The organism is Streptomyces sp. WM6378 (assembly GCF_001279695.1).
Lineage (GTDB): Bacteria > Actinomycetota > Actinomycetes > Streptomycetales > Streptomycetaceae > Streptomyces.
The window spans coordinates 216021-231193 of sequence record NZ_LGDD01000339.1; the positions used below are offsets into that span (position 1 = coordinate 216021).

The 15173-nt window shown below is 70.5% G+C and carries 13 protein-coding genes; 6 read left to right on the forward strand and 7 right to left on the reverse strand.

The genetic code is table 11. The features are described 5' to 3' along the window. Positions 1 to 59: 59 nt before the first annotated feature. The gene (locus tag ADK54_RS38930) at positions 60 to 734 is read left to right on the forward strand and encodes a PAS domain-containing protein (RefSeq protein WP_420717477.1); all 675 of its coding nucleotides are present in this window, start codon (positions 60 to 62) and stop codon (positions 732 to 734) included. On the opposite strand, the gene ADK54_RS38935 is transcribed toward ADK54_RS38930, so the two are convergent. After that, positions 721 to 1608 (reverse strand): ATP-grasp domain-containing protein, encoded by an 888-nt coding sequence (locus ADK54_RS38935; protein ID WP_053730544.1) that lies wholly within the window; start codon positions 1606 to 1608, stop codon positions 721 to 723. The genes ADK54_RS38930 and ADK54_RS38935 overlap by 14 nt on opposite strands. Before the next feature lie 162 nt (positions 1609 to 1770). Here ADK54_RS38935 and ADK54_RS38940 point away from each other — a divergent pair, with 162 nt between their 5' ends. The 3 genes from ADK54_RS38940 (at position 1771) to ADK54_RS38950 (ending at position 7824) form a co-directional block, all read left to right on the forward strand. Next, a complete protein-coding gene (locus ADK54_RS38940) occupies positions 1771 to 3867 on the forward strand; it encodes a glycoside hydrolase (RefSeq protein ID WP_234392389.1) in 2097 nt (698 codons plus the stop codon). A gap of 199 nt (positions 3868 to 4066) precedes the next feature. Further along, a complete protein-coding gene (locus tag ADK54_RS38945) occupies positions 4067 to 6148 on the forward strand; it encodes a hypothetical protein (RefSeq protein ID WP_234392390.1) in 2082 nt (693 codons plus the stop codon). Positions 6149 to 6228: 80 nt separating this feature from the next. Further along, entirely contained in the window at positions 6229 to 7824 is a 1596-nt protein-coding gene (locus tag ADK54_RS38950; RefSeq protein ID WP_053730547.1) for a molybdopterin-dependent oxidoreductase, read from the forward strand. A gap of 28 nt (positions 7825 to 7852) precedes the next feature. Here the strand turns inward: ADK54_RS38950 and ADK54_RS38955 are convergent, their stop codons facing one another. The 4 genes from ADK54_RS38955 to ADK54_RS38970 form a co-directional block, all read right to left on the reverse strand. After that, positions 7853 to 9454, reverse strand: coding sequence for a hypothetical protein (locus ADK54_RS38955; RefSeq protein ID WP_053730548.1), 1602 nt, complete (start codon positions 9452 to 9454; stop codon positions 7853 to 7855). A 123-nt stretch (positions 9455 to 9577) separates the two neighbouring features. Next, positions 9578 to 10150, reverse strand: coding sequence for a ScbR family autoregulator-binding transcription factor (locus ADK54_RS38960; RefSeq protein ID WP_053730549.1), 573 nt, complete (start codon positions 10148 to 10150; stop codon positions 9578 to 9580). Positions 10151 to 10194: 44 nt separating this feature from the next. Then, positions 10195 to 10854, reverse strand: coding sequence for a response regulator (locus ADK54_RS38965; RefSeq protein WP_053730550.1), 660 nt, complete (start codon positions 10852 to 10854; stop codon positions 10195 to 10197). Continuing rightward, a complete protein-coding gene (locus ADK54_RS38970) occupies positions 10851 to 11810 on the reverse strand; it encodes a HAMP domain-containing sensor histidine kinase (RefSeq protein WP_053730551.1) in 960 nt (319 codons plus the stop codon). Before ADK54_RS38970 ends, ADK54_RS38965 begins: the two co-directional genes overlap by 4 nt. A 432-nt stretch (positions 11811 to 12242) precedes the next feature. Between ADK54_RS38970 and ADK54_RS38975 the strand changes: the two genes are divergently transcribed. Further along, positions 12243 to 13073, forward strand: a complete 831-nt coding sequence (locus tag ADK54_RS38975; protein WP_234392391.1) for an ETX/MTX2 family pore-forming toxin — start codon at positions 12243 to 12245, stop codon at positions 13071 to 13073. 100 nt (positions 13074 to 13173) lie between these two features. Continuing rightward, on the forward strand, positions 13174 to 13896 hold the full coding sequence (locus tag ADK54_RS38980; protein WP_053730553.1) for an HAD family hydrolase: 723 nt from the start codon (positions 13174 to 13176) through the stop codon (positions 13894 to 13896). A gap of 19 nt (positions 13897 to 13915) precedes the next feature. Here the strand turns inward: ADK54_RS38980 and ADK54_RS38985 are convergent, their stop codons facing one another. Next, positions 13916 to 14365: a nucleoside deaminase gene (locus ADK54_RS38985; protein ID WP_053730554.1), complete on the reverse strand. Its 450-nt coding sequence runs from the start codon at positions 14363 to 14365 to the stop codon at positions 13916 to 13918. Between the two features lie 40 nt (positions 14366 to 14405). Next, positions 14406 to 14981 (reverse strand): dihydrofolate reductase family protein, encoded by a 576-nt coding sequence (locus tag ADK54_RS38990; protein ID WP_053730555.1) that lies wholly within the window; start codon positions 14979 to 14981, stop codon positions 14406 to 14408. Between the last annotated feature and the right edge of the window lie 192 nt (positions 14982 to 15173).

Below are 15173 nucleotides of genomic sequence, written 5' to 3' on the forward strand. Positions count from 1 at the left end.
TGCATGATTGTGCAGTGGTTTCTCGCGTCCGGCACTTGCGGACGGGCCCAGGAGGGGCGGTGGCACGCGGCATGGCCGACGAGCAGGCGGTGGTGGAGGACTTGGGGGCGTGGCGCAACCACTTCCTGACCCTGCTCGACCGCATTCCCCTGCCGATCGCCGTGTGCTCGATCGACGGCGAGGTGCACGTCGCCAATCCCGCGATGGCCGCCGAGTGGGGCACCACCCCGGGACGGCTGCGCGGGCGCTCGCTGCGCGAGCTGTTCACCCCGCGCTCCGAGGAGCAGATCGACCGGCTGGTCAGGGCGCTGCGCGCGGGCCGCACGTCCCGCTATCCCATCGAGGTGACCTGGCGGGCGGGCAAGGACGGCGCCGAGCGCGAGGGCGAGTTCACCATCGACCCGATCATGGCCGTGCCCAACCCGGCCCCCGTGCTGCTCGCGATGCTGTACGTACGGGACGAGCGCCCCGAACCCCCGCCTTCCCCGCACGGTTCGGTGAGCGAGGCGCAGGCCCGCATCCTCGCGCTTGCCGCGTCCGGCGCGACCACGGCCGCCATCGGCAAGGCTCTGGGCCTGACCGTCGACGGCGTCAACTACCACCTGACCCGGCTCTCCCAGCGCTGGCGCGTCCAGGGACGTACGGCGCTTGTGGCGAAGGCGTACGCGCTGGGCGTCCTCGCCCCCGGCCACTGGCCGCCGGTGCCTGCCGAGGGCCTGATCACGCGGCCCTGAGCCCGGCCTCCGACGCGATCGCCTCGACCAGAAGCGTGAGCCCGCGCGGGTTGCTCTGGAGGAAGAGATTGGGCTCGATGAGCTCCAGCTCCATGATCACCGGCTCCCGGTCCTCGTCCAGGGCCAGATCGACCCGGGCGAACAGCGGGGTCCCCGGTGACGGCACGGCCGCCAACGCGGCGGAGGCGGTGCGCAGTTCGGCCTCGGTGGGGCGGTAAGGGGTGAGGTCGGGGTGCGGCATCCTGGAGTTGTCCATGACTCCCGGCTCGGTCAGTAGCGGCCCCTTGCGCAGAGCGTGGCTGAACGCGCCGCGCACGAAGACCAGCGCCCGTTCCCCCTCCTCCACCAGGGACAGATACGGCTGGATCAGCACCGCGCGGCCCTGGTCGAGCAGCATCCGCGCATGGCGGACGGCTTCCGCGGCCTGACCGGGTTCGTAGCGTGCGGTGTCCTGGGCGCCCGCGGAGACGGCCGGCTTGACCACCACGTCCCCGGCCCGGCCGAAGTCGGCCTCGGCGCACCGGTCTCCGGGTTCGAGGACTCGCGTCGGCACGACGGGGACACCCCGCTCGGCGAGGTCCAGGAGGTAGTGCTTGTCGCTGCTCCAGCGCACCATCGGCGCGGGGTTGAGCAGCCGGGTGTGCCGGGATGTGGTCTCGGCCCAGGCGAGGAACTCATCCAGGCGCGTCGCGTAGTCCCAGGTCGAGCGGATGACCGCGAGGTCGAACCCGTCCCACGCCACGGCTTCGGCGTCCCAGGCGACCGCTTGTGCTGCCAGGCCTTCGGCTCGCAGGGCGGCCACGATGAGCGGCAGGTCGACGTCGTACTCGAAGCCGACCCCGCTGGTCACGACCGCGACCCTGGCAGCACTCATGCACCCCTCCGATGTCTCAAGTCCGATACGCCCGGGCACCCTCGCACACAGCGGCTCGAAGCCGCCGACATTTATCACGTGGCTGAGGGCTCGGAGCCCCGACTCCGCTCGCACCGTCACGTCTTAAGAAACCCTCTTACAACTCTTCGCTATCCATGCGCCATGGACATCAGCACGGGGAAGTCATCCATGGCGCGCCCGGCCCGCCGAAGCGGCCGTCGCACCCTTCTCGTTCTCGCCGTCGCCACCGCTCTGGCGGCCGGCCTGACCCCGGCCGCCACCGCCGGGCCCACCCATGCGGCCGGGGTACGCATCCACGCCGGCCGGGTGGAACTGCCCGTCGCCGGGGGCACGGCCACCATCGACCCCACGACCCTGGCGATCGACGCCCGCACCGACGACGGGCGCACCCTGCGCGTGTCGGACCCGGCCGCCGACGCGCCGGGCAGGCCCGGTCATGTGACCATGTCGGGCCGGGGCGCCCGCTGGTCGTATCCCGGGCGGGGCCTGAACGCCGAGGCACATGTCGAGCAGGGCAGGCTGCTCGTCACCATCACCTCCGACCGCGACGGGACCCTGGCCTGGCCGGTCACGGGCACCGACAAGACGGCCTCCGCCCTCCAGCTCCCGCGCGGCGAGGGCCTGTCACTGCCCGTCGCCGACACCTTCTGGAACTCGACGCGTGCCCAACTCGTGGGCTCCGAGGAGGACATGGCGTCCCAGCTCACCCTGCCCGTCTGGGGCTACACCCTCGGCGCCGGCCGAGGCATCAGCTACCTCTCCCCCACCGACATCGGCACGTCACTCGCGTACGCCTCCCAGGGCGGGCGCCTGCGCACCACGGCCAAGCACGCCTTCTCCGGCGGCAACGCGACCCGCGACTACACCGTCGCCTTCAGCCTCACCGACGGCTCCCCGGTCGCGCCCGCCGTCGACTACCGGCACTGGCTCGCCGACCACGGCGAGCTCGGCAGTCTGAGCGAGAAGATCCGGAAGAACCCCGAGACGGGCAGGCTCCTGGGCGCGTTCCACGCCTACACCTGGGGCGGCAGCCGCAAGACGGCCGGCATCGAGAAGCTCAACTCCCTCGGCGTTTCCCGTCTTTGGCTCGGCTACGACGCCGACGACTCGCCCATGACGACGGCGGACGTCACCGCGGCGCAGAAGGCCGGGTACCTGGTCGGGCCGTACGACTCGTTCGCCAACGGGCGCGACAAGGGCCCCGACACTCCCCCGAACTCGGTCTGGCCCGACAACGTCTACCCGTCGTTCTGCGTGCGCCGGGCCGACGGCACGCCGCAGCCCGGCTTCCACAAGCAGGGCTGCTACCTCAGCTCGCAGGCCTTCGAGCAGGCCGAGCCGCAGCGGCACTACCTCGCCGATCGCACGCGCTCGCTGATCGCCAATGGCGCGGCCAGTTACTTCCTGGACGTGGACGCGGCAGGCGAGCTCTTCCGTGACCACGACGCCGCGCACCCGATGACCATGGCCCGGGACCGGGCCAACCGGCTCGCCCGGATGCGGCGCCTGACCGACGGCACCGCGCAGCAGGCCCCGCTCGTGCTCGGCTCGGAGGCCGCCGGGTCCTGGGCCAACCAGGTCCTCGCCTTCGACCACGGCTCGGGCACCCCGGCCGACGGCCGGCTGTGGCCGATGGAGACGGGCCACTTCGACAGCGCGCAGGATCAGCCCAAGGACGACCCGGCCTGGGGCGGCTACACTCCCGCGGCGGCCCCCGACACGTTCTTCAAGCCGGTGCGGGTCGGCGACTTCAAGCCGGAGCACCGGGCCGCGGTGGCCGACGCCCTCAAGGCGATGTACGACCCGGCCTATCGCGTGCCGTTGTACGAGACCGCGCTGCACGGCTCGCTGATCAACGTGGAGCGCTGGGAACTGTCCTTCGGCAAGCTTCCCGACCAGAAGGTGACGCGGGCGCTGCTCGCGATGCTCTACAACACCCCGCTGAACTTCGTGCTCAGCGACAAGGACAAGCGCTACGACCAGAACCTGCGCGAACTGGCCGCGCTCCAGAAGTACTTCGCTCCGCTCCACCAGGCAGCGGGGGCCGAAGAGTTGACGTCCTTCGGCTGGCTGACCGCCGACCGCACCGTGCAGCGGACCGTCTTCGGCGACGGCGCGCTCACCGTCACGGCCAACTTCGGCGGCACCGCCCATGACGGGCTCCCGGGCGGCTGCGTGGACGCGACCCTCAAGGGCGGCAAGCCGCAGCGGCTGTGCCCGGCGAAGGTGGTGTCGTAGCGCCCTGCCCGCACTCCATCGCCGCGCTGGCCGAAAGGGCGCTCTGGCCGATCCCGCCACGTGGCGACAGGATGCCTCGCCCGAGCCGGAACCGTACCGGTCCGGTGTGGTCGATGGGAGAGATCCGGGCATGGAATCGAGACGAAGACTGAGCAGGCGCAGCGTGTTGAGGACGGGGCTCGGCGCCGGAGGACTGGCAGTGACATCACAGCTGCTGCCCTTCCTCCCCGGCGGCGGCCCCCGCCCGGCCTGGGCCCATGCGCCTGACGCCGGCCGGGTCGCCGGGGCCGCCTTCCCCGACTGGGCCAGATACGCCCGGCTCGCGGACGGCACCTTCGACGACGACGCCGATCCCCAGCGCGACATGCTGCCCGTCATCAGCGCGCTGAAGGCGCAGAACGTCAGCGTGATCGAGCTCGACACCGTCCTGTCGAACTGGCTGACCGACCAGCAGTTCACCGCGCACATGGCGAAGGTGAAGGGTTTCGCGGACCTTGCCCACACGGCCGGGATGCGCGTGGTCATGTACTATCCCTCGCTCGAACTGATCAGCCCGGGCGGCGAGAAGGGGCCCTCCTTCTACAAGAACAGCAGCGGCAAGGACTGGGTGCAGCGCGGGCTCGACGGGCGGCCCAACGTGTTCTACGGCGGCTTGGTCGTCTGGGTGGACCCGGGTGACGAGAGCTGCTGGCTGAGCCCCAACTCCCCTTGGCGTGACTACTACTTGGCGCGGATCCGAGCTCTCGCGGCGACGGGAGTCGACGCGATCTGGCCGGACGTTCCCATCTACTTCGACGGCGCGATGAGCTGGTGCGACGCCTCCTCGTGGGCGGCGGCCGCGTTCAAGGCGGACACCGGCCTCGAACTGCCCCGCACGGCCGACTTCGCCAACCCGGGCTTCCGCCGCTACGTCGAGTGGCGCCACCGCAACCTGTCGCAGTTCCAGCTGGACATCGCCGCGGCGGGCCGCTCCGTCAATCCCGACCTGGTCACGTTCGTCGAGACGGTGACGATGGACTACCAGTACGCGTCCCTCATCGGCCTGGACGGCGCGCAACTGCGCCGGGCGGAGGGCGTCAGCCAGGTGTGGGAGGTGGACATCCTCGGCAACTACGACGGGATGCGCCACGCCACGGCGAGCGACTGGACCTGTCTGATCTCGATGTACAAGTACGCGCGGGCCGCCAGCGGAACGAAGCCCGCCTGGGCCTTCTCGTACGGCTGGAAGGCCGACGACGCCTCCTTGGTGATGGCCGAGCTGCTCGCGGCGGGCTGCAACCCGTACGAGGTCAAGAGCCCGTTCAAGGACCAGAGCACCGACACCGCGATGCGCACGCGCATGTTCGGGTTCGTGGCGGCGCATCAGGAGCGGCTGTTCGACGCCGTCTCCGGAGCGACGGTGGGCGTGTACCACTCCTCCGCCAGCCGCGACTTCGTCAGTCCCGTGCAGGGCAGCGGCATGTACGTCAACACCAAACCGCCGGCCGGGGTCACGGACTGGTGGAGCTTCGAGAGCTCCGAGGAGAGCTGCACCCAGCAGAAGTGGCTGGGCGAGTTCCGGGGCACGGTCAAGGCGCTGGTGTACGCGCACGTTCCGTTCGACACCGTGCCCAGCCCCGGGCTCGACATCGCTGACCTGGCGAGATATCGCGTCCTGTATCTGCCCAACCTCCAAGCGGTTTCGGATCCCGAGGCCGATGTCCTTCGCTCGTTCGTGGGCGGCGGCGGCACAGTCGTCATCACCGGCCCCGCGCCCACCGCCCTCGACGCGTTCGGCACCGCGAGGACCGAGTACGCGCTCGCCGATGTGCTCGGCTTCCGCAGGGCCGACCCGGTGCCGGCCACCAGCCGCCATGCCTTCGGGGCGGGCACGTGCTGGTACTTCAAGGACCTGCCCGGCCTCTCGTATCTGTCGCGCACGGACGGTCCGAGCGCCGACCGGCTCCTCGAACCCGTACGGACCGCCGCGCCGCCCGCCGTCTCGCTCACCGGGGACCACCGGATCCACCTGGAACTGAGCCACCTCGGCGACGACACCGTCGTCCAGCTGGTCAACTTCACCGCCTTCGGCGAGAGCCCGGCTCCGTTCAGGACCACCCCGGCCGCCTGCACGGTCTCGCTGGAGGTCCCGGCGGGCAGGCAGGTGACGGCCGCCGCGGTCAGCTCGCCGGACGGTGCCTCGCCCGCCCCGGTACCGGTCCCCTGGAAGGTGGGCGGCACCACGGTGACCGTGGATCTGACGGTGATTCAGTACTCGCTGCTGACCGTCACCATGCGCTGAGGGTCCATCAGGGGGAATCGCGGCCGTCCGTGTGACCGCACGGCCCGTGCGTGGACAATCCGATGCCGCCGCGGTATCGAATGCGGAGTGTGACGACGAAACTGAGCGGGCGGACCCGTACCTCACTCGGCGCCCTGTGCGGGCTCCTCGCGGGCTGTGCGGCGCTGGCGGTGGCCGAGTTGGTGTCGGCCGCCGTCCGGCCGGAGGCCGGGCCGGTGGCCGCCGTCGGCGGGGCGGCCATCGACCGGACGCCGGTGACGCTCAAGGACTGGGCGATCCGTCACTTCGGGACGGACGACAAGCTCGTCCTGCAGATCGGCATCCTCGCCGTGCTCGCGGTCCTCGCCCTGTTCCTCGGGGTCCTTGCCCTGCGCCACCGGCGGGCCGGGGCCGCCGGGGTCCTCGCGTTCGGGGTCGTGGGGGCGCTGGCCGCCACCGGGCGCCCCGACTCGCACAGTGCGGTGGACGCGCTGCCGTCCGTGTTCGGCGCGGCCGCGGGCTCCATGCTCCTGTACTGGCTCGTCGGGCGCCTGCCCGGCGTACGACCGGGCACGCGGAGGGTTGCCGGGGACGAGGGCTGGGACCGGCGCGCGTTCGTCGTCGCGGCGACCGCGGCGGCTGCCGCGTCCGCCGCCGCGGGGCTGCTCGGCCGCGTACTGAACTCAAGCGGTGAGAGAGCGGACGCCTCCCGCGCCAAGGTCGTCCTGCCCCGCCCGGCCTCACCCGCCGCCCCCGTCCCGAAGGCCGCCTACCTCCAACTCCCGGGTCTGAGCCCGCTGTTCACCCCGAACTCCGACTTCTACCGGGTCGACACGGCCCTCATCGTCCCGAAGGTGGACGCCACCACCTGGCGGCTGAAGATCCACGGCGAGGGGGTCACGACCCCTCGCACGGTCACCTTCGACGACCTCGTCCAGGGCCGGGCGGGCGAGCTGATCGAGCGGGACATCACGTTGGCGTGCGTGTCCAACGAGGTGGGCGGTCCCTATGTGGGCAACGCCCGCTGGATCGGCGTACGCCTCGCCGACCTCCTCAAGGAGTGCGGCGTGCGCCCGCCTTCGCGCGGCGGGCCCGCCGATCAGCTGGTGGCCCGGTCGGTGGACGGGGTGACGATCGGCAGCCCGGTCGAGGCGGTCCTCGACGGCCGGGACGCGATGCTCGCCATCGGCATGAACGGTCAGCCCCTGCCCTTCGCCCACGGCTTTCCGGTACGGATGGTGGTGCCCGGCCTGTACGGATACGTGTCCGCGTGCAAGTGGATCGAGGACATCGAGCTGACCACGTTCGCCGCGTACGACGCGTACTGGGTGCAGCGGTCCTGGTCGCAGCAGGCCCCGGTCAAGACGCAGTCCCGCATCGACACCCCCAGGACGCCCGCCCGGGTCAAACGGGGCACGGTCATGGTCGCGGGGGTGGCCTGGGCGCAGCACCGGGGCATCGAGCGCGTCGAGGTGCGCGTCGACGACGGGCCCTGGCAGCAGGCGAACCTGGCGGCCCAGGACAGCGTCGACACCTGGCGCCTGTGGTCCTTCCCCTGGCAGGCCACCGCCCTCGGCAACCACACCCTGACCGTACGGGCCACCGACGGCACGGGCGTGACCCAGACCGAGGAGCGCACCCCGACCGTCCCGAACGGGGCGACGGGCTGGCACTCGGTCGGGGTCACCGTCGCCTGAGCCCAAGGCGCACGGGCCGCGTGCCGGCTCAGCGGTGGGCGTACCGCTTCAGGAAGTTCGCCCAGTCCACTTCGAGTTTCCACTGGAGCGACGCCTTGGGGCTGGCGGCGAGCAAGGTGCGGCAGGCGGCGCTCGGCAGCCGGTGCGCGTCGGGCGTGTCCTTCTCGCAGGGAGCGGCGAACGCGCCGTAGCTGTCCTGCTCCTTCCACAGGTTCCGGCCCTCGATGAAGCCGTGGTCCAGCGAGGCGCGCGCGAGGGTGCGCAGCTGCGTGACGGTCAACTGCTGGTCGGTGACGGCCAGTTGGAAGACCGCGGTCAGGTCGCTGCGGCTGACGCCGGGGTCGTCGGTGGCCAGGGCGACCGGGACGCCCGCGTCGAGGTAGCTGCGCAGCGGGTGCCGGACGCCGCTGACGCGGAGGATCTGGGCGTTGCTGATGAGCGGTGCCTCGACGAGGACGTGCTGCTTCCGCATCCGTTCGGCCAGCGCTTCGGGGTCCTTCTCGTCGGCGAAGTCGACGCCGTGGCCGATCCGGTCGGCGCCGGCCACGGCGACGGCCTCGTTGATGTGGAAGGTCAGGTCGCGTCCGCCGACCCCGTTGAGACCTTCGACGAGTTCGCCGGCATGCAGGCTGACCCGCACCTTCGGGGCGAGGGACTTGAGGAAGCCGACCATCTTCATGTGCAGGGTGTAGTCCCGCAGCGCGACGGGCGCGTCCTCCGGCTGCACCATGTTCACGCCGACAACTCCGCCGAGGTGTCGGCGTACGAGCTCGAAGCCGAGGATCTGCTGGGCGAACACATGGCGGGGGTCCTGGGCGCGCAGCACCTGGTAGTCGAAGCGGATCGCGACCCGGCAGGCCTCCGGGGCAGCCCCGGAGTCGCAGCCGAGCTTCTTGCGGTAGTCGCGGACGCCGCGGTCGGTGTCGTCCGCCGCCTGCCGGACCAGCGCCTCGAACCGCGGGTTCGCCGTCAGCGTGGCATGGAACCGCGCGAAGTCGTCGGGACCGGGATCCTTGGGGAGGATGCGGTCGACGAGCTGGTTCAGCGGGCCGGCCTCCGGCGTGGTCAGGGTCTCCAGGTAGCTGCTGTGTTCCTTGGCGGCGGCGCGGGCCACTTCGGCGAGCATGTCCGCATCGTGACCGTTCTCGGCCTCGTCGAACTTCCCGAAGGTGTCGAAGAAGTGGTCGTGTCCGGGCTGTGGGTCACCGTCGGGTGGCAGCACGAACCCCTGCATCGACCACGCCTCGATCACCTGCTGCCGGAACGGGCCCGGAGCCACGGCGTCCCGTGCCGGGCGCTGTCCGGCCGCGCAGGGCTGGGGCCCGGGTGTGACGACGTAGCTCGTGGTGTCGATGCACTTGCCGTCCCGCGCCGCGTATCCGATCAGCGACTCCGGGCGCACCGCGCCGCCCAGGTGGTGATGCAGATCCGCGCCCTTGGGCAGCTCCGTCAGGAAGCTCCTGAGCTCGCTCGGGGAGTCCGCTATTCGCCCCAAGTAGGCCTGGACGCGGGCCTGTTCACGGACGCCCGGGTCGGGTGGGGCGGCGGCCGCGGGCAGCACCCCAGCGGCCACTCCCAGTGCCGTGAGACCGGCCAGGACCGGCCACCGGGTTCCGTGCCTCTTGCGCATGTTCCGTTCCTCTCGTCGTACCTGGCGCTCCGCGCCGCATCCCTCGGCAGCGGCCGTTGGCCCCTCCCCGCCCAAGAGTCCCAGCACGCCCCGGGCGACCCACCCGAACCGGTCAACCTGGGCCTACGGCGTCCGAGGCAGCACCAGCCGCCAGAAGGTGCTCAGGAGCGGGGGCGCCGCCCAGGCGGGGTCCCGGCGCGCGAGCAACTCGAAGCCGGTGGTGGCGGCGACGATCAGGTCCGCCATGTCGCTCCGCTCGACGGGCTCGTCAGGGAAGTCCTGATCGGATGCCTCCGCGAGCAGGCGCCGCACGAAGTCCCGCCATTCGCGGCGCAGATCGAGGCCTCCTTCCCGCGCTCCCTCACCGCTCAGCTTCAGGCCCGCGCGGGACACGACGTCGCGGCGCAGCTGGTCGGCGAGCGCGTACGAGGTGTCGGTGAGCCGCTGCAGGGCGTTCGTGCCGGGTCGTTGCGCGTTCCGGGCCGCCCGGCGCAGCCGCACCGCCGCCGCCATCTCGACGCTCGTCGCCACGTCGGCCTTGTTCGCGAAGTGGAAGTGGAGCGCTCCCACACTCACACCGGCGCCGGCGCTGATGTCCGCGAGTGTCGCAGGTACGTATCCGTGCCGCTCGAAGGCTTCGGCCGCGGAGTGGATGAGTGCCTGGCGGGTGCGTACGGCACGATCTTGTGTGGCCACCGGGGGCTCCTGGTACAAGGGGTGTTCAACGTGCGGGAGTCGGGCTAGGGCTCGATGAGCCCGGCTCTTATGGCGTATCGGGTCAGTTCGAGGCGGTCGCGGAGACCGAGCTTCTGCAGGAGGTTGGCGCGGTGGCGCTCCACGGTCTTGCTGCTGATGACGAGGAGCTCGCCGATGTCCTTCGACGAGTACCCCTCGGCCACGAGCTTGAGGATCTCCTCCTCCCGCTCGGTGATCGCCCGGTCGGGCAGCGGCCGACCTTGGCGCAGGCGTTCCAGGTACTCGCGGATCAGTGTGTTCTCGGCCCCCGGGTACAGGAACGGCTCGTCGCGCACGGCGGCCCGGCAGGCCAGGACCAGGTCGCGGTCGGCGACCGTCTTGAGGACGTAGCCGCAGGCCCCGGCCTTGAGGGCTTCGAAGAAGTACTGCTCGTTGTGATACATCGTCAGAATCAGGATGCGCAGGTCCGGTTGGAGCCGGGACAGTTCGCGCGCGGCCTGGAGTCCGGTCTGGCGGGGCATCGCGATGTCGAGGATGGCGAGGTCGACGGGTGTGTCGCGGGCCAGACGGACGGCTTCGGCTCCGTTGTCGGCCTCGGCGACCACGGTGAGGTCCGGCTCACTGTCGAGGATGAGCCGTACGCCTCGGCGTACCAGGGCGTGGTCGTCGGCGAGCAGGATTCGGGTCCGGTCCGGTGTCGTCATGCGGCGCTCCCTGCCATGGTGGCGATGGCCAGGCGGACTTCGGTGCCGCCGCCCGGTCCGGAGCCGAACGACAGCTCCGCGCCCGTCAGCAGCGCGCGTTCGCGCATGCCGCGCATGCCGTTGCCCTCCGGGGCCCGCCCGGTGCCGGTCCCGTTGTCCCTGATGCGCAGCTCGACCACCCCGGCACGGCCACCGCGCAGTCGTATCTCCGCCTGGGTCGCGGCCGAGTGGCGCGCCAGGTTGGTGAGGGCTTCTTGGGCGATCCGGTAGAGGACGAGCTCGCTGTCGGGATCCAGGGGTGGCAGGCCCCGGTCGATGCGGTGGCGTACGGCGAGGCCCGGCACGGTGAATTCGGCGGCCAGGGCGCGCAGGGCGCTGGCGAGGCCGAGCTCTTCGAGCAGCCCGGGGCGCAGGCGCCGCGCGATGCGGCGGATCTCGTCCAGGCCGGCGCGGGTGGTCTCCTGCGCGAGGTGGAGTTCTTCACCGAGGGCGGCGGGCGCCCGGTCGGCCGCGTGCTTCAGCTGGAGCAGCACGGCGGTGAGGGTCTGACCGACCTCGTCGTGCAACTCCCTTGCCACGCGCTGCCGTTCGGCCTCCTGGGCGCTCAGGATGCGGGCGCTGCTGATGGCTCGCTCGGATTCGAGGCGGTCGAGCATGGAGTTGAACGTCCTCGTCAGGTCGGCGACTTCCCCGGTTCCGACGACTTCCGGGCGTGCCTCGCGGCGGGTCAGATCGGCCGTCGTCATGGCCTGCGAGAGCCGCTTGAGAGGGGCCAGCCCGAAGAATCGGACGAGGAGCGCGTTGACCACCAGCATCACGGCGACACCGGACACCACCACCTCGGCCTCACCGAGCCGCACATGCTTCGAGACGGTGACATACGGCCCGAGCAGCAGCGCCATGGCCACGATGACCACGGCGGCGTTCAGCAGAAAGATGCGCCAGAACAGCGACATCGCCGGTCCTCTCATTGCTCCGCGAACTGCCTTCCCTCCGTGGCTCCGGGCACAATGCCGCCTACCTGGGCTGAACATGCTGGTCAGGGAAGTCTCCGTAATCGGTATGGGTCACGTCCATACATGCTGACACCCATTTCCCCGCTCGCTCCAACGCGGGGTCAGGACCAAAGTCCCTATGCGGAACGGCTGTCAGTGGATTGCATGGCGTACCAAGGAAGTTGGCTTGTTTCACCCCGCACGGAACGAAGGGCTCCCCCGCTGATGAGTCATGTATCCAGACGGCGCCTGCTAGCGCTGGCTCCCGCTGTCGGAGTGGCGACGGCCATTCCCGTATCGCTCACAACAGCGGCGCATGCCGCACCTCGTCAGGGCAGCGCGAAAACGTCGGCGCGGCCCCTCCAGGAGATTACGGACGCGTGGGGGCGGTGGATGGCCCGCGAACGGTTCCCGGCGTCGAACGGCTGCCGCTTCACCGCGTCCACCGATTACGCGAAGCAGAGCTTCCTCAACGACTACCACCGGCATCAGGTCGGCGCGAAGTACCGGGACATCATCTACGACGCGAATGCGCCATCCCCCGTTCCGGGACAGGTCAGTTCGGTGGCCACCAACTACCGCAATGGAACCGCGGTGGAGCAGACCGTCACCTACAAGCAGAGCAAGACGACCGAGCAGGATCTGCGGATCTCGGTCACCGAATCGCTGAAGATCGGCGTGAGCGTGGAGGTGTCGGCGGAGATTCCGGCGGTCGCCAAGGTCAGCGAGACGACGTCGATCGAGGCGAGCCTGTCCTCGACGCAGGAGTTCACGCACAAGGAGACGCAGACCTGGAGCGTCGATCTCCCGCTGCGGATACCGCCCAAATCGGTGGTCGAGGCGACGCTGGTGGTCGGGACGCAGAAGTACGACATCGACTGGACGGCGACGGTCACGCTGCGGGGCAACGTCGCGATCTGGTTCAACGAAAAGGTCGACCTCAACCAGGACGGAGATCGCCACTGGCTGTGGTTCGTGCCGATCGAGCAGGTGTTCCGGGACTGCCGGCAGCACCAGGTCATCGACACACCTGGATACGAGGTCATCGCGGACGGCGTGAATGCGTTCGCCAGTGGCACGTTCAGCGGGGGCCAGGGCGTGTCGCTGAACGTGAATGCCGACCAGAAACCGCTCGACTCCCGCCAACGCCGCAGCGTGGATTCCCGCACGATCCCGATCCCGCTCGCCCCGAACGGAAATCGAGTGGCCGTCTCCGGTAACTGAGACACCGGCGGGCCCGACTTGGCGACACCGCGCAGCTGCGGGCCGGCACCACAGGACGAGTTCAATAAGGTGAGTCCGATCCCGGGAAAGGGGCGGTCTCATGGCAGAGGTGCGAGTGCTGGCGCTTGATTTCGTCGGCACGCTGGCGGGTCACGGCCCGGCGGCTGACGGCCGGTTGATCGCCGAGGTTCTGCGGGACCTGCCGGGGACGGTGGTCCCCGACGACTTCCCCACCCGATTCGACAACGCGACCCGGCGGCTGAGGGAGGCCGACCGCGCACGGGAGGTACGCAGCACCTTCGCGACGCGCCTGCGCCGCGCCGCCCAGGACAGCGGCGCAGGCATCCCTGACCTGCGGCTCGCGACGGAAGCGGTGTTCACGGCGCTGCCCGACGCAAGGATCGACCCCGAGGCGGCAGGGGCGCTGCGGGACCTGCACAGGGCCGGCCTGACGTGCGTCCTCGCCTCGAACACGGACCGCCCCGAGCGGGTCCGCCGCCAGACCCTGAAAGCGGCCGGAATCGCCGACTGCTTCAACGCGTTGGTGCTCTCCGGCACGCTGGGCATCCGCAAGCCGGATCCGCGCTTCTACGCCGCGGTGGCTTCGGCTGCGGGCTGCCCGTGCGAGGACATCCTGTTCGTGGGTGACAACCCGGAGAACGATGCGGTGGGGCCGCACAAGTACGGGATGTCGGCGGTGCTTGTCACGCCGGGGCCGCGACCGGCGGGGCTGCCGGCGGGGCTGCCGGCGGGGATCTCCACGGTCAGCCATCTGAGAGAGCTCGCGTCCCACCTCAACAACCGCAGGGGGAAAGCGAGTTGAGAACTCCCTGCGCGATCGGTCACGCCCCGATGTCCTCATTCCACAATTCGGGATTCGCCGCGACGAACTCCCTCATCATGGCCACGCATTCCGGATCGCCGAGCACCACGATCTCCACCCCGTGCCGGGCCAGCCATTCCTGACCGCCCCGGAACGTCTCGTCCTCCCCCACGACGACGCGCGAGATGCCGAACTGCCGTACCAGGCCGCTGCAATACCAGCACGGGGACAGCGTGGTCACCATCGTCGTTCCCCGGTACGAACGCTGCCTTCCCGCATTGCGGAACGCCGCCGTCTCCGCGTGCAGGGAAGGGTCGCCCTCCTGCACCCGGAGGTTGTGTCCGCGGCCCAGCACCGCCCCGTCCGCGCCGTAGAGCACCGCGCCGATCGGGATGCCGCCCTCCGCGAGGCCCGCTCGGGCCTCCTCGACGGCTGCCGTCAGCCAGCGCCCGGCCAGTTGCCGTTCCATGTTTCCCGTCCCGCCGTCGTCCGGTGCGTGCGCGTGCCGGTTACTCCGCCGCCCGGACCCGCTCGTGGTGCAGGAGGACGACGCCGTTGCCGAAGGTGCGGGTCTCGACGAGGCGCAGCTTGTGCGTGTCGGCGTACGAGGTCGAAAAGAGGCGCTTGCCGGTGCCGAGCAGGACCGGGTGGACGTAGAGGCGGTACTCGTCGATGAGGTCGTGGCGCCTGAACGTGGCGGCGAGATTCGCCCCGCCGATCACGAGGTCCCCGCCGGGGCGCGCCTTGAGCTCCTCGATCTCCGTCGGGACGACCTCGTGTTTGACCGTGGTGTTCCAGTCGGCCTTCTGGAGGGTCCGGGAGTACACGATCTTCGGCATCTCCCGCCAGATTCCGGCGAATTCGACCACCGGCGGGGAGGCGGAAGGGTCGGTGTCGGCGGTGGGCCAGTACTCGGCCATGAGCTCGTGGGTCACGCGCCCGCTGATGAAGGCGCCCATGGGCCTGAGCTGTTCGTTGAGGTACCCGTGCAGCTCGTCGTCGACCATGTGCCAGTCGATTTCGCCCTCGGGCCCCGCGAAAAAGCCGTCGAGAGAGACCGACATGGGAAGGATGATCTTTCTCATCGCAGTCACCTGCGCGACGATACGCCCGCCCCTGCCGACATCCCCGTCAACGGCGCCCGCTCTTCTTCGTGTGTTTCGACGCCCTGCGCGCAGCGCTAGTGCTGTGACCGCATAGGTTCACCGGGTTGCTGCGTGCCTGTCGAGGGCGGCTCAGCGATCGGCATCGGAGAGTGGTCCGGCCTTGGTGACAAC